At 50.3% G+C, this 19,586-nt stretch carries 27 protein-coding genes and 2 pseudogenes; all 29 read right to left on the reverse strand.

What is annotated here, in order from left to right:
• Nucleotides 1-80 precede the first annotated feature (80 nt).
• The 29 genes and pseudogenes from Xvie_RS21130 to Xvie_RS17480 all read right to left on the reverse strand — a co-directional run bounded on the left by Xvie_RS21130 (nucleotide 81) and on the right by Xvie_RS17480 (nucleotide 19,553).
• On the reverse strand, nucleotides 81-380 hold the full coding sequence (locus tag Xvie_RS21130) for a hypothetical protein (protein WP_139838874.1): 300 nt from the start codon (nucleotides 378-380) through the stop codon (nucleotides 81-83).
• Nucleotides 307-615, reverse strand: coding sequence for a hypothetical protein (locus Xvie_RS17365; RefSeq protein ID WP_086110436.1), 309 nt, complete (start codon nucleotides 613-615; stop codon nucleotides 307-309). Before Xvie_RS17365 ends, Xvie_RS21130 begins: the two co-directional genes overlap by 74 nt.
• Nucleotides 616-619: 4 nt before the next feature.
• Complete coding sequence (locus Xvie_RS21700; protein ID WP_167376297.1) at nucleotides 620-796, reverse strand: hypothetical protein; 177 nt, start codon at nucleotides 794-796, stop codon at nucleotides 620-622.
• Between the two features lie 360 nt (nucleotides 797-1,156).
• On the reverse strand, nucleotides 1,157-2,269 hold the full coding sequence (locus Xvie_RS17370) for a hypothetical protein (protein WP_086110437.1): 1,113 nt from the start codon (nucleotides 2,267-2,269) through the stop codon (nucleotides 1,157-1,159).
• Nucleotides 2,270-2,273: 4 nt separating this feature from the next.
• Nucleotides 2,274-2,450, reverse strand: a complete 177-nt coding sequence (locus Xvie_RS21705; RefSeq protein ID WP_167376298.1) for a hypothetical protein — start codon at nucleotides 2,448-2,450, stop codon at nucleotides 2,274-2,276.
• Nucleotides 2,451-2,699: 249 nt separating this feature from the next.
• Nucleotides 2,700-3,353, reverse strand: coding sequence for a DUF2612 domain-containing protein (locus tag Xvie_RS17375; RefSeq protein WP_086110438.1), 654 nt, complete (start codon nucleotides 3,351-3,353; stop codon nucleotides 2,700-2,702).
• Nucleotides 3,350-4,536, reverse strand: a pseudogene (locus Xvie_RS17380) (baseplate J/gp47 family protein). The gene Xvie_RS17375 and the pseudogene Xvie_RS17380 overlap by 4 nt, the downstream one beginning before the upstream one ends.
• Nucleotides 4,529-4,873 (reverse strand): contractile injection system sheath initiator, encoded by a 345-nt coding sequence (locus tag Xvie_RS17385; protein WP_086110439.1) that lies wholly within the window; start codon nucleotides 4,871-4,873, stop codon nucleotides 4,529-4,531. Before Xvie_RS17385 ends, Xvie_RS17380 begins: the two are co-directional and overlap by 8 nt.
• Complete coding sequence (locus tag Xvie_RS17390) at nucleotides 4,870-5,562, reverse strand: Gp138 family membrane-puncturing spike protein (protein WP_086110440.1); 693 nt, start codon at nucleotides 5,560-5,562, stop codon at nucleotides 4,870-4,872. Before Xvie_RS17390 ends, Xvie_RS17385 begins: the two co-directional genes overlap by 4 nt.
• A 2-nt stretch (nucleotides 5,563-5,564) precedes the next feature.
• Nucleotides 5,565-6,380, reverse strand: a complete 816-nt coding sequence (locus tag Xvie_RS17395; RefSeq protein ID WP_086110441.1) for a baseplate hub protein — start codon at nucleotides 6,378-6,380, stop codon at nucleotides 5,565-5,567.
• A complete protein-coding gene (locus Xvie_RS17400) occupies nucleotides 6,346-6,663 on the reverse strand; it encodes a phage baseplate plug family protein (protein ID WP_086110442.1) in 318 nt (105 codons plus the stop codon). Before Xvie_RS17400 ends, Xvie_RS17395 begins: the two co-directional genes overlap by 35 nt.
• Nucleotides 6,663-7,205, reverse strand: a complete 543-nt coding sequence (locus Xvie_RS17405; protein ID WP_086110443.1) for a phage baseplate protein — start codon at nucleotides 7,203-7,205, stop codon at nucleotides 6,663-6,665. The genes Xvie_RS17400 and Xvie_RS17405 overlap by 1 nt, the downstream gene beginning before the upstream one ends.
• Nucleotides 7,202-8,950, reverse strand: a complete 1,749-nt coding sequence (locus Xvie_RS17410) for a hypothetical protein (protein ID WP_244175707.1) — start codon at nucleotides 8,948-8,950, stop codon at nucleotides 7,202-7,204. Before Xvie_RS17410 ends, Xvie_RS17405 begins: the two co-directional genes overlap by 4 nt.
• Nucleotides 8,951-8,971: 21 nt before the next feature.
• On the reverse strand, nucleotides 8,972-9,226 hold the full coding sequence (locus Xvie_RS23380) for a hypothetical protein (protein WP_244175708.1): 255 nt from the start codon (nucleotides 9,224-9,226) through the stop codon (nucleotides 8,972-8,974).
• Between the two features lie 208 nt (nucleotides 9,227-9,434).
• Nucleotides 9,435-10,106 carry a DUF7424 family protein gene (locus Xvie_RS17415; protein WP_086110444.1) on the reverse strand — a complete coding sequence of 224 codons (672 nt, stop codon included), beginning with the start codon at nucleotides 10,104-10,106 and terminating at the stop codon, nucleotides 9,435-9,437.
• 165 nt (nucleotides 10,107-10,271) lie between these two features.
• Nucleotides 10,272-10,583: pseudogene (locus tag Xvie_RS17420) on the reverse strand (hypothetical protein); the annotation flags it as partial.
• Nucleotides 10,573-10,866: a phage collar protein gene (locus Xvie_RS17425; RefSeq protein ID WP_086110445.1), complete on the reverse strand. Its 294-nt coding sequence runs from the start codon at nucleotides 10,864-10,866 to the stop codon at nucleotides 10,573-10,575. The gene Xvie_RS17425 and the pseudogene Xvie_RS17420, both read right to left, overlap by 11 nt.
• 2 nt (nucleotides 10,867-10,868) lie before the next feature.
• Nucleotides 10,869-11,336: a hypothetical protein gene (locus tag Xvie_RS17430; RefSeq protein WP_244175709.1), complete on the reverse strand. Its 468-nt coding sequence runs from the start codon at nucleotides 11,334-11,336 to the stop codon at nucleotides 10,869-10,871.
• On the reverse strand, nucleotides 11,327-11,764 hold the full coding sequence (locus tag Xvie_RS17435) for a DUF4054 domain-containing protein (protein WP_208612612.1): 438 nt from the start codon (nucleotides 11,762-11,764) through the stop codon (nucleotides 11,327-11,329). Before Xvie_RS17435 ends, Xvie_RS17430 begins: the two co-directional genes overlap by 10 nt.
• A gap of 2 nt (nucleotides 11,765-11,766) precedes the next feature.
• Nucleotides 11,767-12,117, reverse strand: coding sequence for a hypothetical protein (locus Xvie_RS17440; protein ID WP_086110447.1), 351 nt, complete (start codon nucleotides 12,115-12,117; stop codon nucleotides 11,767-11,769).
• 55 nt (nucleotides 12,118-12,172) lie between these two features.
• Nucleotides 12,173-12,472: a hypothetical protein gene (locus Xvie_RS23385; RefSeq protein ID WP_244175710.1), complete on the reverse strand. Its 300-nt coding sequence runs from the start codon at nucleotides 12,470-12,472 to the stop codon at nucleotides 12,173-12,175.
• 50 nt (nucleotides 12,473-12,522) lie between these two features.
• Nucleotides 12,523-13,239, reverse strand: coding sequence for a DUF1068 domain-containing protein (locus tag Xvie_RS17445; RefSeq protein ID WP_244175711.1), 717 nt, complete (start codon nucleotides 13,237-13,239; stop codon nucleotides 12,523-12,525).
• A 1-nt stretch (nucleotide 13,240) separates the two neighbouring features.
• Complete coding sequence (locus Xvie_RS17450) at nucleotides 13,241-13,687, reverse strand: structural cement protein Gp24 (RefSeq protein WP_244175712.1); 447 nt, start codon at nucleotides 13,685-13,687, stop codon at nucleotides 13,241-13,243.
• Nucleotides 13,688-13,731: 44 nt separating this feature from the next.
• Nucleotides 13,732-15,006, reverse strand: coding sequence for a DUF2213 domain-containing protein (locus Xvie_RS17455; RefSeq protein ID WP_086110449.1), 1,275 nt, complete (start codon nucleotides 15,004-15,006; stop codon nucleotides 13,732-13,734).
• A gap of 1 nt (nucleotide 15,007) precedes the next feature.
• Nucleotides 15,008-15,721: a phage minor head protein gene (locus Xvie_RS17460; protein WP_086110486.1), complete on the reverse strand. Its 714-nt coding sequence runs from the start codon at nucleotides 15,719-15,721 to the stop codon at nucleotides 15,008-15,010.
• A gap of 22 nt (nucleotides 15,722-15,743) precedes the next feature.
• Entirely contained in the window at nucleotides 15,744-17,246 is a 1,503-nt protein-coding gene (locus Xvie_RS17465) for a phage portal protein (RefSeq protein ID WP_086110450.1), read from the reverse strand.
• Between the two features lie 5 nt (nucleotides 17,247-17,251).
• Nucleotides 17,252-18,673 (reverse strand): phage terminase large subunit, encoded by a 1,422-nt coding sequence (terL, locus tag Xvie_RS17470; RefSeq protein ID WP_422645949.1) that lies wholly within the window; start codon nucleotides 18,671-18,673, stop codon nucleotides 17,252-17,254.
• On the reverse strand, nucleotides 18,615-19,220 hold the full coding sequence (locus Xvie_RS17475) for a terminase small subunit (protein ID WP_086110452.1): 606 nt from the start codon (nucleotides 19,218-19,220) through the stop codon (nucleotides 18,615-18,617). The genes terL and Xvie_RS17475 overlap by 59 nt, the downstream gene beginning before the upstream one ends.
• A gap of 105 nt (nucleotides 19,221-19,325) precedes the next feature.
• Entirely contained in the window at nucleotides 19,326-19,553 is a 228-nt protein-coding gene (locus tag Xvie_RS17480) for an Acb2/Tad1 domain-containing protein (protein ID WP_086110453.1), read from the reverse strand.
• Nucleotides 19,554-19,586: the final 33 nt, after the last annotated feature.

The following is a 19,586-nucleotide window of genomic DNA, read 5'->3' on the forward strand; positions in this document are numbered from 1 at the left end:
GGGGCGGAGCAAAAGCGATAAGGAGGCAAAAAAGATGTTCAGTTGATGAGTTGTTTACGGAGCATATTGAATATGTCAGGTTATGTTGATTCTGCTATATAACCCGCTGCCTGATAGCTCCCTTTCGGTTGAAAACGAGTATCCGATTCTTCTTTACTGTAGCCATAGCCTGCTGGCGTGTAATTTCCCAAAGGTTGGAAACGTTGATTGGACTCTTCTTTGCTATAGGCACCCACCTCATCAGCAGTCAGATCAGCTTTCAGTTCGATCCAGCTATTACTTGCTGCGGGTTCTTCCTTGTTATTTTCAATGCGGGATTGCCAGATTTTTTTGCTTATGATAGACCAACGCCCGCAGAGGATAGGGCTGTGCCTCAGCATTCCATTGCGCCGCACCGAAAGTCTGCATTTCTCCCACCGCTTCGGTGATATCGTGAAAAATGCCGTTCATCTTTTCACGTTCAATATTCATTGCGGTGGGATCTTCGTTTGGATCAAGTCCATATCCACTACCATAACCTTGTGCATAGGAAACAGCACCATCAGCTTGAACTTCATCAGGAATAGAAAATCTATCTCCCTGAGCTGCAAAGGGCATTTTAAATGTTTTTGTCATGGTATTAGGCTCCGAAGTGGCTGTTGAAAAAATTGGCATGTGAGTAACCAAAGCCAAAGATATTACTGACACCATTTTCGGCTTGGTGTAGCGTGACAGTTTGTTTTTCCCTGATTGGAGTATCAGGAAGCACATTATCTTTTTCCGTCGTCTTATCTGGTTTATTATCTTGAGTATTCATGTAGGTCCCTCATCTAATCAACAAAATACATTGCTAAATAATATGAAAGCGGTAGATACATCTCCGCCGGTAAACATCAAATTAGGTTTATCAATACGGAAAAGTCTATTTAAGTGTATTTCAATCAGTGCTTGAGGAATTTATTACATTGTATCTTTATACATAAGAATGTCACATAAGGTAGTAATAAAATTTATTGCATAAATAATGTTCAATGAAACATTGATTAATACTTTGAGGTAATGAACACGGTTAAGAGGAATTGTTGTGATCGGTTTGGAGCTAATATTAACGTTGGCATAAAAAACATGGCCTGAATAAACAAGCCATCATTAAAATGTCCATATAGACAAAGCACTACTAATCCCAAATATCTATACGATATAGTCGAGTATCTTTTCTCGTATAAATAACTTTGACAGTTCTACCGCCATTAATTAGCGTTAGATCAATCGAACCTTGATAACCAAAATGCACGCTTACTATATAATTATCTGTGGGTATAATAGTCTGAGCTGGCGCTATTTGATTGGATTCCGTACACCATACCCACATAATTTTCCCTCTACAATCCTGAGAGAGATTTGCGGTATCATTATCATTCAAACTAACATTAAATAAAACCGTTTTTGGCTGTCTATTTTGAAATGACAGATATCTGCTATCAGATTCCCTTCTGGTATAACATTCCCCTCTCACCGCATAGTTCCCCGCAGGCTGATAATCCCCGGCAGGTTGGTAGTTTCCACGGGATTGATATCTGCTATCAGACTCCCCTCTCGTATAACTTTCTCCTTGCGGGGCGTAGCTGCCTGCAGGGGCATAGTTGCCTCTCGGTTGGTATTTGCCATCACTTTCATTCTTTGAATAACTATAGCCCGATTCTAAATAGCTCCCCTTGGGTTGATATTTATCATCTGATTCCGATTTAATGTAGCTCTCCCCCTTAAGCGCATAATTCCCTGCGGGCTGGTAGTTCCCTTTCGGCTGAAAACGATTATCCGACTCTTCCTTACTGTAACTGTGCCCCGCAGGCGTATAATTCCCCAACGGTTGGAATCGCTGATTGGCTTCTTCTTTGTTATAAGCTCCCACATCAGCGGCAGTCAGGTCAGCTTTTAACTCCACCCATGCATGACTAGCCTTTGGCTCTTCCTTGTTATTTTCAATGCGAGACTGCCAGAGTTTTTGATTGTGGTAGACCAGTGCACGCAGGGGATAAGGCCGGGCCTCGACTGTCCACTGCGCTGCACCAAAGGTCTGCATTTCCCCTACCGCTTCCGTGATATCGTGAAAAATCCCGTTCATCTTTTCACGTTCAATATCCCTTGCCGTCGGATCGACATTCTGATCACGCTCGTAATCATAGCCGTAGCCCTGAGTATACGAGACAGCACCGTCTGGCTGGACTTCATTAGGAATAGACACCCTGTCCCCTTGCGCCGCAAAGGGAACTTTAAAGATTTTTGTCATGACATTAAGCTCCGAAATGACTGTTTGAGAAATTAGCGCGGTAGTAACCGAAGCCAAAGACATTGCTCCCGCTATTCGCCGTATTGTTCAGCGTATCAGTCTGTTCTTCCCTGAAGGTTGTTTTAGGAAGCGCATCGTCTTTAGCCGTGGTTTTATCTGGCTTATTATTTTGAGTATTCATCTATAACCCCTCATTTCATCAACAACGTACATTGCTAATTAATATGAAGGCGGTAGGACTTCTCCGCCCGTAAACATCAAAAATCGGGTTTATCAACACGGAAAAAGAGTTTTCTGGTCTGTCGTGGTGAGTGGTTTATTAATACATCTTGTTGCATTTTTGTACCCTGAGAATGGCATGTAACAAGATGTCTTGCAGTAATAAAATTTATTTTGTCAGTGGGCAATAATGAAACACAAACTCAGGGAGTTAAGCGCCGAAGTTACTGCTTAAGTAGTTGGTGTGTTTTTTGCCAAAGCCAAAGGCTTTTTTGGTGACAACGCGGTATTTCACGCCCACGCCAGAGGGACGCGGCATCAGGTCAAAGTTTTCGAGTAACACCCGGAGATGCTCATCAGGGTTGAAGTTGAAAACGTAATACAGGTAGGTCATGTCGAGCGGGTCGAGCACAAACACCTTGCTGCCATCACGCCAGAAGAAGCGTTCTAAAAAGGTGTTGATGTTAACCACCGTCGGGCTTTGAGTCAGATTGAAATAGCGCATACGGATAATCAAGCGCTTCTGTTCAGCGGTGAGCATCAGGGTATAATCGGCATTGCGCCGGAAGTTACCCTTGAAGTTGCGTTTCTTGCTGAAGCCAAAACCCATTTTGGTTTTGTCACTGGGGGCAACATCAATGCCCAAAGACACATCCAGAATCCGCGCCCAGACCGCCAGCCCGAAATCGTTGGCGGTATCGATATTGAACACATCGCGATGCCAGTTCTGCCAGAACGCCACCGTGCTGCGGTTAAAATAATCCGCCTTACGATGGGCCAGTGTGTTCAGCTTCGGGGCGTTCTCATACTGCCAGAGAATGGCCCGCAGCAGGTCAGAATGAAAAGCCAGCGTCTGTATTTTCATACCATCACCACCTGCACCGAGCCCCGGTGTAACCGGGCCACTTCATTGAGTTTGACCGGAATAGTCCCTATTTCCCACGACTGACCATCCAAAGACAGTTCGACTTTGGTGATAAAAAGCCGGGGTTCAAGGCTGTTGATCGCCGCAGAAATTTCAAACGGCGAAACTTCACGCCCGACCACCAGCCCGTTATCGCCTTCCTACTCACCCCGTACCCATTGCTCAATCGCCGCCGGAATGAGGCTTTGTGCATCCATCGTGGACTTTTTCACCGTGACCCGGCAGAAGGTGATTTTTTCCGTGGGGCGGTCAAAGCGGATCTCATATTCCTGCCCGCTCACCCGCTCCGTCACGGTCACCACTTCTTTCCCGTTATACGCTGCCCCGATGGTTTTGGTACGAAGAAGCGCACGGGCGATTTCCTCGCGGTCGCCGCCTTCCACGCAAACATAGACGCTATGGGGCAGCAGTTTAATGCCATCAACCGTGATAATCTGCGTGCATAGTTCTCACGGAACGACAGCGAATTCACCCCTTCCAGTGCATATAACGAAGACGTGATCGCTTCACCCACGCTGACGGTGTTCTTGGCCAGCGTCTGCTTGCGTCTTCGCCGGGCGCTGATATCCGATTCCGATTCACGCCCGACAACCGCATGCGTGGGATTATTCACCGTTTCCCAGCCCAGCACGGAACTGGCTACCCGCTCAAGGTGTCCGGCCTTGCATTCCACCGCACCGAACAGTACCGCCCGCATGTCCCCCGTAGTTTTACCGTTCTTGCCGATAATCAGGGTGCTGATAGTTTCAAACAGCGCTCCGGTGACCGATTCCGCCTGTGCGCCTTTGGGAATAATCGTCTCCGGCACGCCGCCGAATTCGACATTGGACAGGTAAGAACGGGTGGCCACAAAACGGCTGCCGCCCATCAGCGCCCAAATCGCATCCAGAAACACCCCACCCGCGATATCGGGATTAATCTGGTTCGCCAGTTCGGCATTGTTACGCACCATCGCGTCGCGGTTTTCGGTTTCCATCGTCACCAGTACGCCTTGCGGGGTCTCCGGTGACAAGTCGATGTCCTGCCCGAATGCGGCGTAAAAGTCATTTTCCACCTCACGACGCAAATCGGCCGTGTCCGGCACCATCACACCCTGCCGGGTTATATAGTGATAATCAGCCATTGAGGGTAAAACTCCCGTAAATAGAGCGGATCACCGCGATATAGTGCAGTGTGTTATCCGCAATCGTGGCCTCAAACGAAACCACCTCTTCGATCCCCGCCACTTCACGCATGCGTTCGCGGAACGCCGCTTCAAACATCGGAGTATCAGCCTGGCGACCAAACACGGTTTTCCAGTACGGCAGACCCTTATCCACTTTGTGCAGCATTTCACCCCTTAAGGCACGGGCATAATGGACGCACAGGTTTCTGACTGCCTGCACGTTTTTGCACAGTGACAGGTTGCCATCATCGCCCAGCACCAAATCGTTATTGGTATCGACGGCAAAGCTGATCATAATGGTTCTCCTGTGTGGCCATCGCCCGTGTGAACACCGCTGTGTTGATGGGTATCACCGATATTGCGCCCGTTATGGCGCATCGTGCCGCCATGGGAGTCACTGTTACCATTCACCGCATGATTGCCATTGATGGTGACATTGCCCGTGAAAACAGTCTCAGGAGCGTTCACCTCAAAACGGGGCGTTTCCAGCACGGCTTTGTTGTTGTGTAACGACAAACAGACTGAGCCCTCCATCGACTGGATAACCAAGGCATCCAGATTGTTGCCGTCAATCGCCCAACCCTTAATCGTGTCGGGAAAGAACATCGCATCACTGAACGAATGCAGCCGTGCGGTGTTGGGCTGATCTTCCTGTCCGCCACGCTGGAATATCAGACTGATATCGCGATCATTGGCTTTCAGCCAGCCAAAATCACCGGGCTTGACAGGCACACGCAGAAAGAAGCCCCCGCCGCCAAAACGAAACACCGGGATGTTATGCACCGGTGCACGGGAAATGGTCTGCCCCTCGGTAGAAGCCATCATCACCAGCGGCTTGATGACCGCGCGGTTGGTCTGGTCGTCATAACTCACTACAGTAGCGGGTAACATGTCTTCGACGTTTAACATCAGATTGCGAAAGGCCGCCATAAACTGCCCCGCGAGGCTGCCCTCGCTGGCAATATCACTATTGGGTTGATTCATGGTTACGCTCGCTTACAGGTTGCCGTATAGAAAAAGGCGTCATCGTGGGAGGCAATATCAAACTTGAGTTGCTCAATGATGTAATCGCCGTTGAGGGATTGATTCAGTTTGCTGTCCAGCCGCAGCATGCCGCCGAGGAAAGATTCGCCGTCAATCAGGAAGCTGACGTCAAGACCCTTTTCAGTCGCTTTGGGAATGCCGGCCATGCCCGATTTCATATTCAGGATACGCAGGCGGTTTTTGAGCGATTTATCACTGTCTTTAACATACAGCACTTCGTCATCAATAAAGGCTTTCACGCCACCGGATTCCTGTAAACGGGCAATTTGTGACAGCGCCGCGCCGCAGTAGTACCAGTTGGCAATGTTTTTATCCGTGGCCTGAAAGTCCAGTTTAACCTTACAGTCATTGGCAATGCCCTGTGCAATCTCAGACAGTTTTTTGATGGCCCCGCCAGACGAAGAAACAATGGCACCGCTGCTGCTGTTCCCCGTCTTCGCTTTCAGGGTTAAGGTCACATCGGGCGGTGAGGCAATTTCTGCACTGACAATATCGCCGACAAACACCCGGAACAACCCCGTATTCACCCGGCCCGCTTCCAGTATCAGGCGGCGGGGCTGTTTGTTTTTGGTGTACGGGCTGGTTTGGGTCAGAAGAAAATCGCAGGTGTCACTGCTCAGGCCATCAATATTGACGGAACATTCATTTTGCAGGGGATTGGCATACTTGGTGCCGGAGGCCGTAATACGCATGCCTTCATACCAGTTCAGCCGCCCGCTGACCTCAATCCCCAGCCGGATACGTCGCAGATCGATCATCATGATTCCAGTAAATTAACGTTTGGGTCGATTCGAACTGTTCCCACCAGGGCAGTTCGTGATTTTCGGTCAACAAGGCAAAATTGCCGGTGCTGAGGTACGTATAAGGAATTAGCGGCGTATTGGGGATTAAGCGGCTGCCCTGAACCACTATCACATCATCGCGCTGGATATCGCATACCATCATGGTACGTGCAGCTTTAATCGTGAGTACCCAGTTGGCCTCGTCCAATGTCACTGACAACCGCTGGTTAGGAATGGCGCGTAACGAGATTTCGTGCATCATTTGCCTCCGCTATGACTTTTTCCGAATAGACTTTCACCATCCATGATTTTGGTGGCAACGGATTTTTTCTTGCCCTCAACGCCCTTGGTCTGGACATTGCCCCGGTTGACCGTGCCGGACTGGTTTTTTTTCGCCACTTTCCGGGGCGGCAGTTCACCGTATTCCGGCTCGACCGTGCGCCACTCTCTGAACCGTAAAGATAGCTTGATCGCGTCCGCCATCTCCGAGATTTCATCATGGTAGAAGTTGACGAGGATCATCGGCTGGTAGGTTTTGACCCGTGTCTGGATACCCACCAGTTGATGCGTATCGTAGGCTTGCTGCATGGCCGAAAAACTGTTTTTCAGTTCGCCGGTGAGCAACAGTTCCATGCCAATTTCTACCGCCTCCACCACAATGTGGTCACTGCGGGTTTCGCCGTTCTCCACCTGAAACTTCGTCACCTTATGCTCATCCCGCACACTGATTTGTATCGGGCTGGCACTGTCGAACACGGTGGCGAAGCTGTCCACGTTAAAGATTTTCACTTCGGTGATCATTTTTCCACTCCCGTGGCAGTTTGCTGACCCAAGTCTTTTAACTGATTATTCAGCTCGCCTTTCATGTCTTTGGCAATGCCCTGTGCGTCAGTCGCTTCCGTTTTAATGTTAACTTCCCCAATTTGGTTGTATGTCTCATTGGTCTGGTGCGACTGGTTGCTGATGGCCTGACTGGTTATCGGATTAAGCGGGTTCTGGGCAGCGATAGCCAGCTGTCGGTTGAGTTTTTCTACATCGGCGCGAACAGCCTGTTTATCGTCTTCCTTATGAGCCAACTTCGGCGGCTTCGCGTCTATCTGTCCGTCTTCATTGACTGAGCGCTGCACCACTTCCACTTTGCTATCGTCGCCAAAACCGAACCAGCCTTTCACTGTGCTAATGCCTTTGGAAACGGCATCCAACCCGTTGCTGATCCAACCGATGACTTTCTTGACCTGTTCCCACATCCATTTAAACGCGCCCACCATCGCATCCGAGACCGTGTCAAAGACCCCGCTGAACTGACTGCCCCATTCGGTCAGGGAAGCCACCGAACCCAGCAGCCAGTTGATAAATGCCGTGATCTTCTGATCCATGTAACTGAACGCCCCTACCACCCCATCAGCAACAAATTTTACCGCCGTCTTAAGGTAGCCAAACAGCACCTTCCATGCTTCCCATAGCATCATGATGACTTTCTTCACCATCGGGTGCTTGTCCATGATGCGCCCGATCATCGAATCATTGCCGTCGATAAAGTTCATAATATCGTCGTAAACAATAGCGAACGCGGCAGCCAGTAATGCAATGATGGCGATAATAGCCAGTATTGGCCATGTCGCGGCAAGGGTTGCGGCCGCGGCGGCCAGCATGGGCGGCACATAAAACGTGGCCACTGCAATTCCAACCGCCAAAAAGAAGCCGATAATCAGGTTCTTATTATCCTTACAAAAGTCGATGAATTGGGACAACCATTCCATGCCTTTGGCGAGAACGGGGATCACCATCTCCAGAAAGCTGTTTTTGAGCAAGCCCGATGACTGATTGAACTTATTCATGGCCGCATTGAACTTGATGGACTTTTCGATGCTCTCCTTGGTGATGCCGGCATATTCTTTCTGGATACCCATCACCCGTTCCAACTCCTTACGGCCTTTCATCATCAGCTCGACAGTTTTCTCATCCGAAACCCCCATTCCCGCTAAGGTGGTTTTGGCCTTATCGAATTTCATGCCCTTCACTTTATCGGCGGTGGCCAGAATTTTTTCCATCTTATTGGTGATCTTGCCGAATGCCTGCGACATGGCTTCAAGGTCAGCTTGCGCGGCATCACGCGAGCCGCCCAGTTCCGCCATTGCCCCACCAAACGCATCCACATCGTCGGTGGCCATGCCGATTTTTTTGCTGAGTTTATCCAGTGCCTCGATTTCCTGCGAACGGGACACCGCATCCGCAAAAATCCCGCCGATACTCATGACAATGCCAACCGCACCAAGCGCCTTGGTGGCAAATCCTGCCACCGATTCCCCCGCCGCGTTGTATTTATCCTCTGTCTCGGTCAGCATTCGCTGTAAATGGCTTTGCGCCTTAGCCTCATCAATGGCGGCCTGAATGCCCTTGGTGCGCATAGTTTCAATAAACTGCGCATAGTCAGCATGCAGGGATTCCATAATGGCTTCAACCGACTCTTTCACCTTGGCGTTCTTTTTTTCGGCCTCCGTGAGGTTATTGAGTTCACCATTCAGGAAGGTTAATTCCCCCTGCAACTGTTCATACTGCGCATTCAGTTACGTCACCGTATCTCCGCTGTCCTGCATGCCCTGACTGGCTTGTTCACGCTGGCTATCAAGGGTAGCAATAGCGCTTTCCAGTTCGCTGATTTGGGTACGAACCGACGTGAGTTTTTCATGTGTGTCATGGATATTGACGTCAATGTCAAACGACTCGCCGCCCGATACGTCCTGCAATGTTGCAGCCAGCTCCTGAACAAAATGCCCAAATCCCCCCGCCCCGGCTTCCGCAGCATGTTGCACCCGCCGCATATCCGCAATGATGTCATCGGTTGAGCGGCGGAACTGGTTAAACGCCTCATCCGCCTGACGGGTATCAAATTCAAATACCTACACAAAGGTATCTAACAGAGACATGACTACCTCTCACATTGGAGAAATAAAAAAGCCGCATTTCTGCGGCTTTGGTATGGAGATAATTGTCGTCTTGGATCAAGGCAAGAACAGACTATTTTCTAGCCTATTGAGGAAAATCGAAATATTCATGTGTGACAAGGATAGGAGCGAATTCTCCTTGAGCTAATGCTGCATTGGAAACATCTGACAATCTGAATTTCAATTCCTTCGTAGCAAACCCCATCCACCCTGCTAACATCGGCTCATCTTTAGCTTTTGCACCTGTCAGGAAAGATCCCATATTAATCAGTGGTGGTACAGGTTTCTTCCCTCTTTCGAGAATAACACTCATTCTGATATCAAATTTCTCCATCGCTTCTTTTTGTGCTTTTCTGACTTTGTTAAGTGTATCAGCCGAAATCATTACCCCCGCATAAACATCTTTTGTCGATGCGATATAAATATCTGCATTACCTAATTTAGTGTTATCCGCATGGAACCCCACATCAACAGGGACAGTGAAATGCGCATAGGAATCAAATTTCTTTCGATAACATTCCACGTATTCGGCATTTCTAAAAATAGTGGGAACTTTCTGTTTTAATTCGATTAGTTTTTTTGATTCTTTACGTGAATCTTCATAATCGTTACAGGATGACACTTCAATATCAATATCACCCCTGACCATTTTATGCTCAGGCGACGTCAAATCATCCGTATTCACTTTCGTTTCAATATCAACCTTACAACCAGAAAGAATCAGCGCTGCACTAGCAATAGCTAACCATTTTTTCATTTGAATACCTTTATAAAATTAAAGTATGTCCATATCGTCATCGCATTTAATCATAAATGTTGTATGACTTTCACTATGACTTACACTATTTTTGTGACACCGCCAGCGCTTCGTTATAGCGATTGGTGATGACGATCTCCCACAGGTCAAACGCCTCTTCCAAATCTATTGACGTTTTGAGTTCGGTGAGGGTGGCGTAGCCTGCGCTGACAATGACGGCAATGAACCCATCAGCGTTTTGATAATCGACAGGAGTGAACCGCTGATTTTGTCCAGCAGGAATTGGAGGAAACCGCGGCTCCCGTCGGCCCTGAAAAAACTGGTGTTATACCGCAGCATTTCCAGCTCCAGCCAGATCAACGCTTCGCCGTCCGGGACATGGTTATCAATCAGGGTCTGGGTTTTCAGCAGAATTTCCTGCCCGTCCACTCCGACCGCCACATAGCGCAGCATTTTCAGCATCGCCTCATGGCTGATAGCGCCGCCCGGCAACCACCAGAAAATCGGCTGATCTGCCCCGTTGGATATGGCGGATATAGTGCGAGGTATAAAACTTGCGGTACACTTTCGTGGTATCCAGCCCCATTTCTTTCACATCCTGTGTATCTATGGCCTGCCAGCTACCGCGAATTGTAATAGGATCATGGTAATGACTTTGTTTCTGACCTAACTCGTCTGATTCATTGGACTGAAAGCGATACCACTGCACGGATTGCTGCGGAATATAGCGCGACGCGATGCGCTGTAAATTGCCGAACATGATTATTTATCCTCCACACTGAACGTCACGGCTTGCAGCATCAGCCCGCTGTCCACCAGTGGCTTATTGGTCGCTTTGCCTTTGCTGTGACGCCTTGCCCGTGCTGCCACGGTGCTGTCTTTCAGTGATGGTGCGGTCACAGCTCGAATCGCCATTTGAATATCTCCCGCTGCCACATCGCCAATTTGGGCCAGGCCATCAGATACGGAAATAGTGCCATTAATCGCCGCCTTAGCCGCGCGAATCATCAAATCAGCATACCTGGCCTGATTATCCTGCATGGCCGGACGCATAAAGGGGCGTGGGGGAATATTGCCTGCCGGATGGCCCAGTTCCTGAATCGCGGCCACATACGCAATGGGTGTGCCATCGGGATATTTGCTGTGTTCAAAGAAACCGACCTTAATTTGTTTCTTTCCCAGCTCGTTATACACCCGCTTGAAGTGAGCCAGTTTCGGATTCATCGCCATGTTCGCCCCCCATTGGGGAAACGCCCCCCGACACTGCGAAAGGCCGACCGTTCGCCTCTACCACCGACATACATCGGTGCGCGACCACAACGGTTGAGCAGCGCCAGATATTGCTGGCCAAACGGCGTTAAGTTAAACCAGTGCGAGGTATTCGAGCCGACAGGCGGCGCGGTAAAGCTAACATTGACGCTGCCGATGGTTGCAGCCGTGACAACGCCTGTTGGCGATTCGCCCTGTGCCATTAACCGGCGCAAGTCCAGCATATGGGCCACTACCAATTGCCACAGTTCATGGGTGCAGACACCGCGACAAGGGGAAAAGTAATTCAAGGCGGATTGGGCGATAATTAATACGTCATCATCGGGCACCGCATTGAATTGTGGGCGGAGCACACGGAATGATTTGAGAGGAAATGTGCTCGTATCCATGATTATTTGCCCTTACTATTATTGATTTTCGGTGCGTCGTTACCTTCCGCTTCCAGTGATTCTGGTGTATCTGGCGCAGACTGATCGCTGGCTTCCATATTGGTGGCCACTTTTTCCGGTTCGGTTTTGCGGCTCTCGACTGAGATAAAGCCGTTTTCTTTATGCAGCTTAAAGACATGATTATCTTTGAGCTGAGCGTATTGTTTAGCACTGACTTCGGTCACGCGCCCACGCGGGGTATGCATGGCTTTGGTCATGATATTAGCCCGTCCGTGAATAAACACTGCACCATCACGCACGGCGTAGTTCTGGTCGTTGGACAGGGTGCAATAGATATAGAGTGATTGAGACATGAAGAGACTCCTGCCTTAAATAAACAAATCGGATACCCCCTTACGAGGGCAGAAATTAAATCCCAGTCAGACGGGTGATCGCCCACGGACGGGTCACGAAAATACCGGCAGTCGCGTTGGTGGCATCTTCCAGATAGCCTTTGATGCCATTTTCCGAACCCAACAATTGATATTTGACGGGCACCACCTGCAAGAGTGTGGCATTGGTGGCGGTTGAACCATCATCCACGCTGTCCGCAAACAGGTAGGTGATGTCCGCCCCGCCGTTCGCGACCACAAATTCCGGCGAGAAAATAAACCGCAGGTTCGGGTAGTTTTCCTTCGCCCACTGCCTGACCGTTTCCCCCTGCGCCACCGGGTTAGCCCTGCTCAGTACCTAACGAAAGCCCAGCGGCAAAACCATCGTCATCGGATCGCTGTCCTTGATGCGCCCCCGGACGATTTTTCGAGCCGGTCGAACAGGGTGTTCATATCACCCGTAACCTCAGCAAAGGTTGACTGCAACCACGGTTTTTTCGCCGTCTCATACGCGGGCAGGTTAGGGTCATTCAGCAAACCAAACACCCGCGTTTCTGCACTGTTAAAACCAAAGTAACCGGTGCGCTCACGGGACATTTCCAGCGATTCGGTGGCGGCATTACATTTTTCTGCTGCCGCTTCAAACCCAGCGGCACTCTGGCGGGCTTCTTCCAGCTTACCCACCTGAAAACCCTGCTCGTAACGCACAATGCCCCGGCGTTCGATATCATTTTCATAGCTGGCCAGCGGGATATTGGTATGGTCGCCATACAGCTCCACTTTCGCTGATGGCGTGGCCACATTGAGCACAATCTCTTCGTGATGCCACTCGCCTGCCGTCATCACGCCGGTGATCTCATCCAGAATACGGATGCGGGTCGCAGTACGGATCAGCCCCGGTAACACATGTTGCAGCATATGACGCTGGATAAAGCCGCCCGCTGCTGCCGGGCCGGTTAACGCCGAGTCCATGGCATGCAGGCCACCAAAGCCGATTTGCGCCATTTCGCTATACGTCCACTTCTGGTCAGCCGTCACATTCAACGGGCCACGTTGACGGATCTCTCTTCCTGACAGATAAAATTTCTCTTGACTGACAGCCATGTTATTCACCTTTTGCTGTGATTGGGTACGGAATTTCAGTCAGGCGAATGACACACAAATGTGGGTCTTCCGCTGACTCCAGATGACGGGACACAAAGCCGATAACCCGGTCTTCTGCCGCAATATTCTCTTTGGCGGACAATTCCCCCTCTGCATTGAATATCACCGGGGCATTAATGCGCTTGATACCGGATTTCAGCCGCACGTTGACTTCCCCCATGGTGAGAAACTCGCCTGTCGTGCCGTTCAGGGCATAGTTTTCCCCGATACGGTAGGCTTTCGGGTTGATCATAATCCCCGCAAAAGGCCCCGTTCCCCCCACCTGCACCGACTCCACCTCAAAATCCTTGTAGGTATAGGCCAGCCCGAACAGGTTCTTTTTCTCATCCACTGAGGACAGCACCGCGCTGATTGCACGAATAGGGCCAGTGTGAGAGGTTTCCCCCACGACACCGCTGACCAGACCGCTGAGAATATTTTTCGGTATTGCCATTATTGCTTACTCCACTTGTCTTTAATGGATTGTTGGCTGGTTGTGCCATCCATTGTAGTTGTTGGTTTTTGTGCATCCGGTACACGCCCGTGCATCCACGCGTCCAGTGCAACAGTTTCCTGTCCCTTCTGGCAAGGAATACCGAGCTGTTTCACCCCGTATTCCGCGACTCCCTGTTTAGTCATGCTGCTGTGGTCAAAGACGCCGACAAACGGGGTCAGCTTCTGCGCCAGCGTGTCACGGCCTGCCAGTTGCTTAATCATTTCGCCCGTATCTAGTGTGGGCTTGGATTTCTCCAGCCGGTTAACCTTGCGTTTCAGGCTGGAAATATCATCCATTGCCTGAATGCCCCGACGAATGCGTTTGATGCGACGGTTCAGGCTGTCAGTGGTGGCCTGATCCAGATGTTTCTTGGCTTCTTCAATCGCCTGCTCTGCGGCTTCAATCGCAATCTCAGCATTTTCCACCGCTTCAGGTTCACCCGTTTCGGCGGCTTCGGCGGCGGTTTCCGCTTCCTCTACCGCGTCTTCGGCTTTCTCCTCGGCCTCGTCCTGTTGCTTCTGTTCAGGATCACCGTTATTGGTCTCTTTCTTCTCCGAGTCTTCGTCACTGGCAGGAGGCTGCCCCAAACCCGCTATTGCAGCCGCAATCATTGCCTGCAATGCCTCGGTCTGTTCTGGCGTGAAACCGTTGTCGGTGGTGTTCCCTTTGTCTTTCTCTTCAGTAGGCATGCTGACTAACTCCTTAGTATCGATGGTAATAATGCGTTGATCTTGCACGGCGACATCCGGGCCAGTTCGCCCCTCTTCCACCAGTGCAAGATGATTGGCGCGGATATCGCGCTGAATGGCGTCATAGTGCTCGCCGTCAAACGTGCCCGGCGTGAAATCGTAGCGGCAGCTATAACCCGGTGAGAGTTCAATCTTGCCGCTGTGGATTTGGTTTAAGGCTGAGTTGGATAAGATCTTGATATTGCCCTTGAGGTAGGGATAGTCGAAATAGACGCTCTCCCCAATGACACCCTCAATGCCTTTTTTCTCGGCAGGGGTGGCCTCTTTGCCTAACATCTCGTGTTCATCCACAAACGGCATCAGTTTGAATGAGTTGATCGTGGCGATATTTTCCAACTCTTCCTGTGGTCGCAGTACCTTGTAAATCTGATCGGCCACCGGTGCGCCAATTTCTGACCCCAGATAATCAAACACCCCCACTTTAGTGATGGGGTTATCTTTGACTTCCAGCCAGCCGTTGAGGTCGTAAGTGCGTTTACTCATGTCATGGGTTCTCTCCAAAATCGACGACAGGCGTCCAGAAACATTTGCAGTTCGGCAATTCACCCGGTAACCCGCGCTGACCTGTCCGGTCATCAATAATCGGCGGGTTATCCAGTTCGAACACCTGACCGTCGAGTTTTTGATGTAAGGCTCGCGGTTCAGCACTGCCGCCGGAATGATGCCAGACCGCCTTGCGAATGCCCGCCGACTTCATCCGCTCATAGTTCGCCGCCGTGGTGATCTTGCGGGTCTGGTCTACGGCAATAAACTGCGCCCGTTTTTCGGTGACACCGCCAATGTGTTTAATTTCCTCCAGCAGTGTTTTCGCCCCCTCACCCGCCTGACTGATCGAACGCAGTGCCGCCCCTTCAATACGAAAGTGGAACTGTTCAGGTAGGGATTTAATCAAGCCGACATTTTCCGCTGTGGCGGCCGTGATGCGGTCCTTCATGGCCTCCGGCATAGCGGGGGTTTTGATGGTCAGCCCGCCGGAGAGTTGTTTAAGGGAATCATCCAGATTGCGTTTGGCGTTTAAATCGACCTGACTGACAAATTTATCCGCCATCTCATTGGCTCGCTGATTAAAGATACTGTCCCAGCGGCGCTTTAATTTGTTGAGCCAGATACGGGTCTGGCTGGCAAAACTGGCATCCATCGCCACGGGGCCTAAGTCATCCTGTAAGTGGGTTAATGCCTGCTGGTATTCCCTTATCATCCGTTTTATCAGTTGTGACAGGTCACGCTGATAACGGTCGGTTGAAGCCGCCGAGTAATGCAGCGGTTTGCCCTTCATGACCGCCTGTCGTTGTACCGCCCAGCGTTCCCGCTTCGCTCGCAAGCGGATCTGCTTCTCCATAGTCTTCCTCATTCACTTTTAAGCCGAAATACGATGACTCTTTGTCAGCCGCCAGCTTCTTACGGATATCCAGCCCGTCCACCGCCCCGACGTTGGCGTAGTTCACTGCCGTCTGGGAGTCTTTCAGTTCAATGTCGGCATATTCAGCCGCAGTCGGGCTGTCGAGAGGTCGCCATGAGATACTGATATCCACAATTGGCAGTCCTTCGCTGCGCAACAGAATGTCATAATGACGCTGTAGCAAATCTTCTAAATCATTGGCCTGAATGCTCTCCAGTTCTTCACGGTAGGCGGCTTCTTCATACTCGCCACTGGAATTAAAGCCTTTGGGCGTGGTACCCAATAATTTAGTGGCAGGCACATTAGCCGCCGCGGCGACCAGTTGATATTGCGTCATAATGGTGGCGTCCAAATCGGCGAGCGACGTATCAAACTGCTGGACGGTATCTTCATTGCTCGTCATCTGAACACCGTAGTTATCGCGCATGGAAACAAAATACTCGATGTTTTCCGCGATCACTTTCTTGTCAGCGTTTTCCCCGTCCGCCATGCCAATGGTCAATAATCGCTTGGTCATCGCCAGTTGCGGGGCTTCATTGGCGGTACGCTCGGAGGCATAGACCCGTTCATACACCCGCTCGGGTACAGAAACGCCAAAATAGTTGTACATCGGCTTGAGCACATTCGGCACCGGGAACGGCACAAACTTCACCAGATGCGATTTGTGATAACGCCGTCCGCCTATCCGGTAATAGGTTGGCTCGTAGAAGTTCAGCGACGCCGGATCTTGCACATTATCGACGGTCAGTTCGGGTGTCACCCATTGTGGGTCGATTTGTTTGATGCCCTTATACGAACCCGGGGGAATGCCATCAGGATTGAACGGGTTTTCGTAGAATTCCTTCGGATTAGGCGTTTCCACCACAAACAACGCAATCCTGCCCCCGTACACACGCCCGAAATGCACCAGCTCTTTCATGGCATTGTTGATACGGTATTTCTTATCGCGCTTCTTGAGACGGTCGATAACGGCGCTATCTTCACAGTCGATTTCATACCCCTGCCGGATAGCATCACGGGCGGGCATGTTACACGCCTTGTCCACCAGCCAGTGTTTGGCAATCACCGCACACAAATTGTTGCCGATAAACATCTGATTGGCGTACCACGCCGCTTGCGCTTCGGGAACACCGTAGACGCTCCCCGCTTTGAATTGAGGGACTGAGCCATCAATCGAATCCATCGCCACGCCGGAAATGGCAGGTTGGGGTAAATCCAGCCCCTTAAAGCCGTTCTCTTTTGCCAGTGCCGGATACAAATCAGTCGAGAATGCCGAGCGTTGAACAGGGGGTGCTGTAGGTTTTCGTTTTGAAAACGGCCACATAAACATTACCTCTTGGTTGTAAAGAAACTGCCTTTTTTCTGGTACAGGTCACGCAGTGCCTGTGTCATGGCATCCACCACGTCATCATGGGCACCGACAGGGAACGTAGTAATTTCACTCACGGTATCCGTGACCCACGGGGCAGTGTCTTTATGGGGTAGCCAAATATTACCCGCCTCCCATTCTGCTGTGACTGCGTGGGCGCGGGCGGCCTTGCTTCCATCAGGTTCAATTGGAATTAATCCCGATACGGTACTTTTGAGTGAATCAATTACCGCCGGGCCATTGGCTTTATCTTCCACCAGCTTACGGCGGCCTTGCGGAAATTTGTCCGCCAGCATCTTCACGGCTTTCAGGGTTTCGGTAAAACCCATGCGTTTGCGTATCTGATACAACAGATAGGCATTGGCCCCCTTTTTGCCCCAGACCTGACCGACCACGTAATCCGTGCCTTCACTGTCCTTAAAGGTCATATCCCAGCTATGGATAACCTTGTCGAATTTCTCAGGTAAGTCTTTCGGCAAATAGTAGTTGACCCAGTCTTCCTTGAAGATAGTGCCACCCGATGGCTTCGGTGACTGTTGGTACATCGCCGACCAGAAGTAATCACCAAAAAGCGCTTTTTTCTCCAGCAAGGCATCAATAGGATGCAGTGCCGGTACCAGTGCCTCGCCATGCTCATTAATGGCAGGAAAGGCCAGTACCCGTGCCTTACCACTGGCTTCAATCACCTTGCCGGATAGATCATCTGTCGCCCAGCGAGTCGCCATGATGATTTCGCCACTGTTTTTTGATAATCGCGTTTTGAAGGTCGAAACGTACCAGTTCCAGATGCCACTTTTAGTTGCCGGACTCAGGGCTTCTTTCGCATTTTTGATCGGGTCGTCAATAATGCCCAAATCCACTTTCTTGCCGGTTAAGGGACCGCCGCCCCCCTGACTGATATAAACCCCTTTACGCCCGACGATTTCGAACGTTTCAGAGTTACGCTTGGCTTCAACCTCAATCGTTATCACCCGACGTGAATTCAGTGCCGAGCCGGGGAACAGTTCCTTATATTCCTCCCCCATCATGATGCGCTGCACATCGCGGTTCATTTCCGAGGCCAGATCCTTACCGTACGATAGCCCCGCCACACGCATATCGGGATACCGGCCAAAGAAGTACGCAGGCAAATAACGAGAAACGATATCTGACTTACCGTGCTGAGGCGGTGCACCCAATATCAGGATAGGACGCTGACCCGCCATCATATCGAGCAGAAACGCATCCAGTGCCGCACAGACCTGTCGGGAAAAATCGGAAACAATGTAATCCGCGTTGATATAACGAATAAACGCATGGAGGTCGCTTCTTGCCTCCCGTCGTCTAAGCAGTTCCGCCGCGGCTGCTTCCACGCTTACCGGATATGATTGCTGCCAGTTCATCATCAGTCAGTTCCTCCGCCGTCATGTTAGCCACCTCGATTGGGCCGCCGTCTGCGCCGGTGTGTTCGTTCTTCACGTTGTCGCGGAATGCCTGCACGCTGACGTGTTTACCCAACAATTCGAGGTTCTTGACCTTGTCCGGCCATTTGATTTTTTTGAGAATGCCGACCATATCGCGTTCATCACCCCGGCCCTCGAACATCTCAGCCAAATTGAATCCACTGAGATAACGGCGCCATGATTCCGGCCATTGGCTCAGCGGCTTGATGCTCAGGTCTTCTTCCAGAATATCAGCCACGTCCATCTGGTCGATTTCAACGAGGCGCATGAGTACATAGTTGGCATCAATACCCAACTGTTTGTTGCGCGCCTGTTTCAGCTCATCGATCAGCGCAACAACATAGGGTTTTTGCATCAACTGATAGCCCAGTTCGCTGGCGCGTCGTGGACTATAACCGGCTCTAATTGCCGCCTGCGTTGCGTTTAAATCGACCAGATATTCACGACAAAACGTTTTTTGTTTTGTCGTCATTTTTTGTCTGGTCATTGGTATAGTTCCTTAAAAATAAAAAGCCCCTTAATTACTAGGGGCTTTGACACTGTATTTTGATATATTCCTGTAACCCCAGAATCATTTGTTCTGAGGTGGCAATCAGAATGTGGTTGGTTTAGCCACGGCACGAACCCAGCACATAATCCCTTTTTGTAGGTCAGTACGGCCTTCGAGCAACCAACGCATATCAACATCAGTATTGGGTTTTACAAGGTGCTCATAAAGCTGATCTATTTCCTCACCCAGTGCCTTAATCTTGTTCATACAATCAATTTCATCTTGGGTTAATTCACGGTAGCCCGTGATTTTACGGTGTTGGTTTTCCATTATTTCCTCTGCATTCAATATTCGCCCAATCCC

It is taken from the genome of Xenorhabdus vietnamensis, from assembly GCF_002127535.1.
In the GTDB taxonomy this organism is placed as follows: Bacteria; Pseudomonadota; Gammaproteobacteria; order Enterobacterales; family Enterobacteriaceae; genus Xenorhabdus; species Xenorhabdus vietnamensis.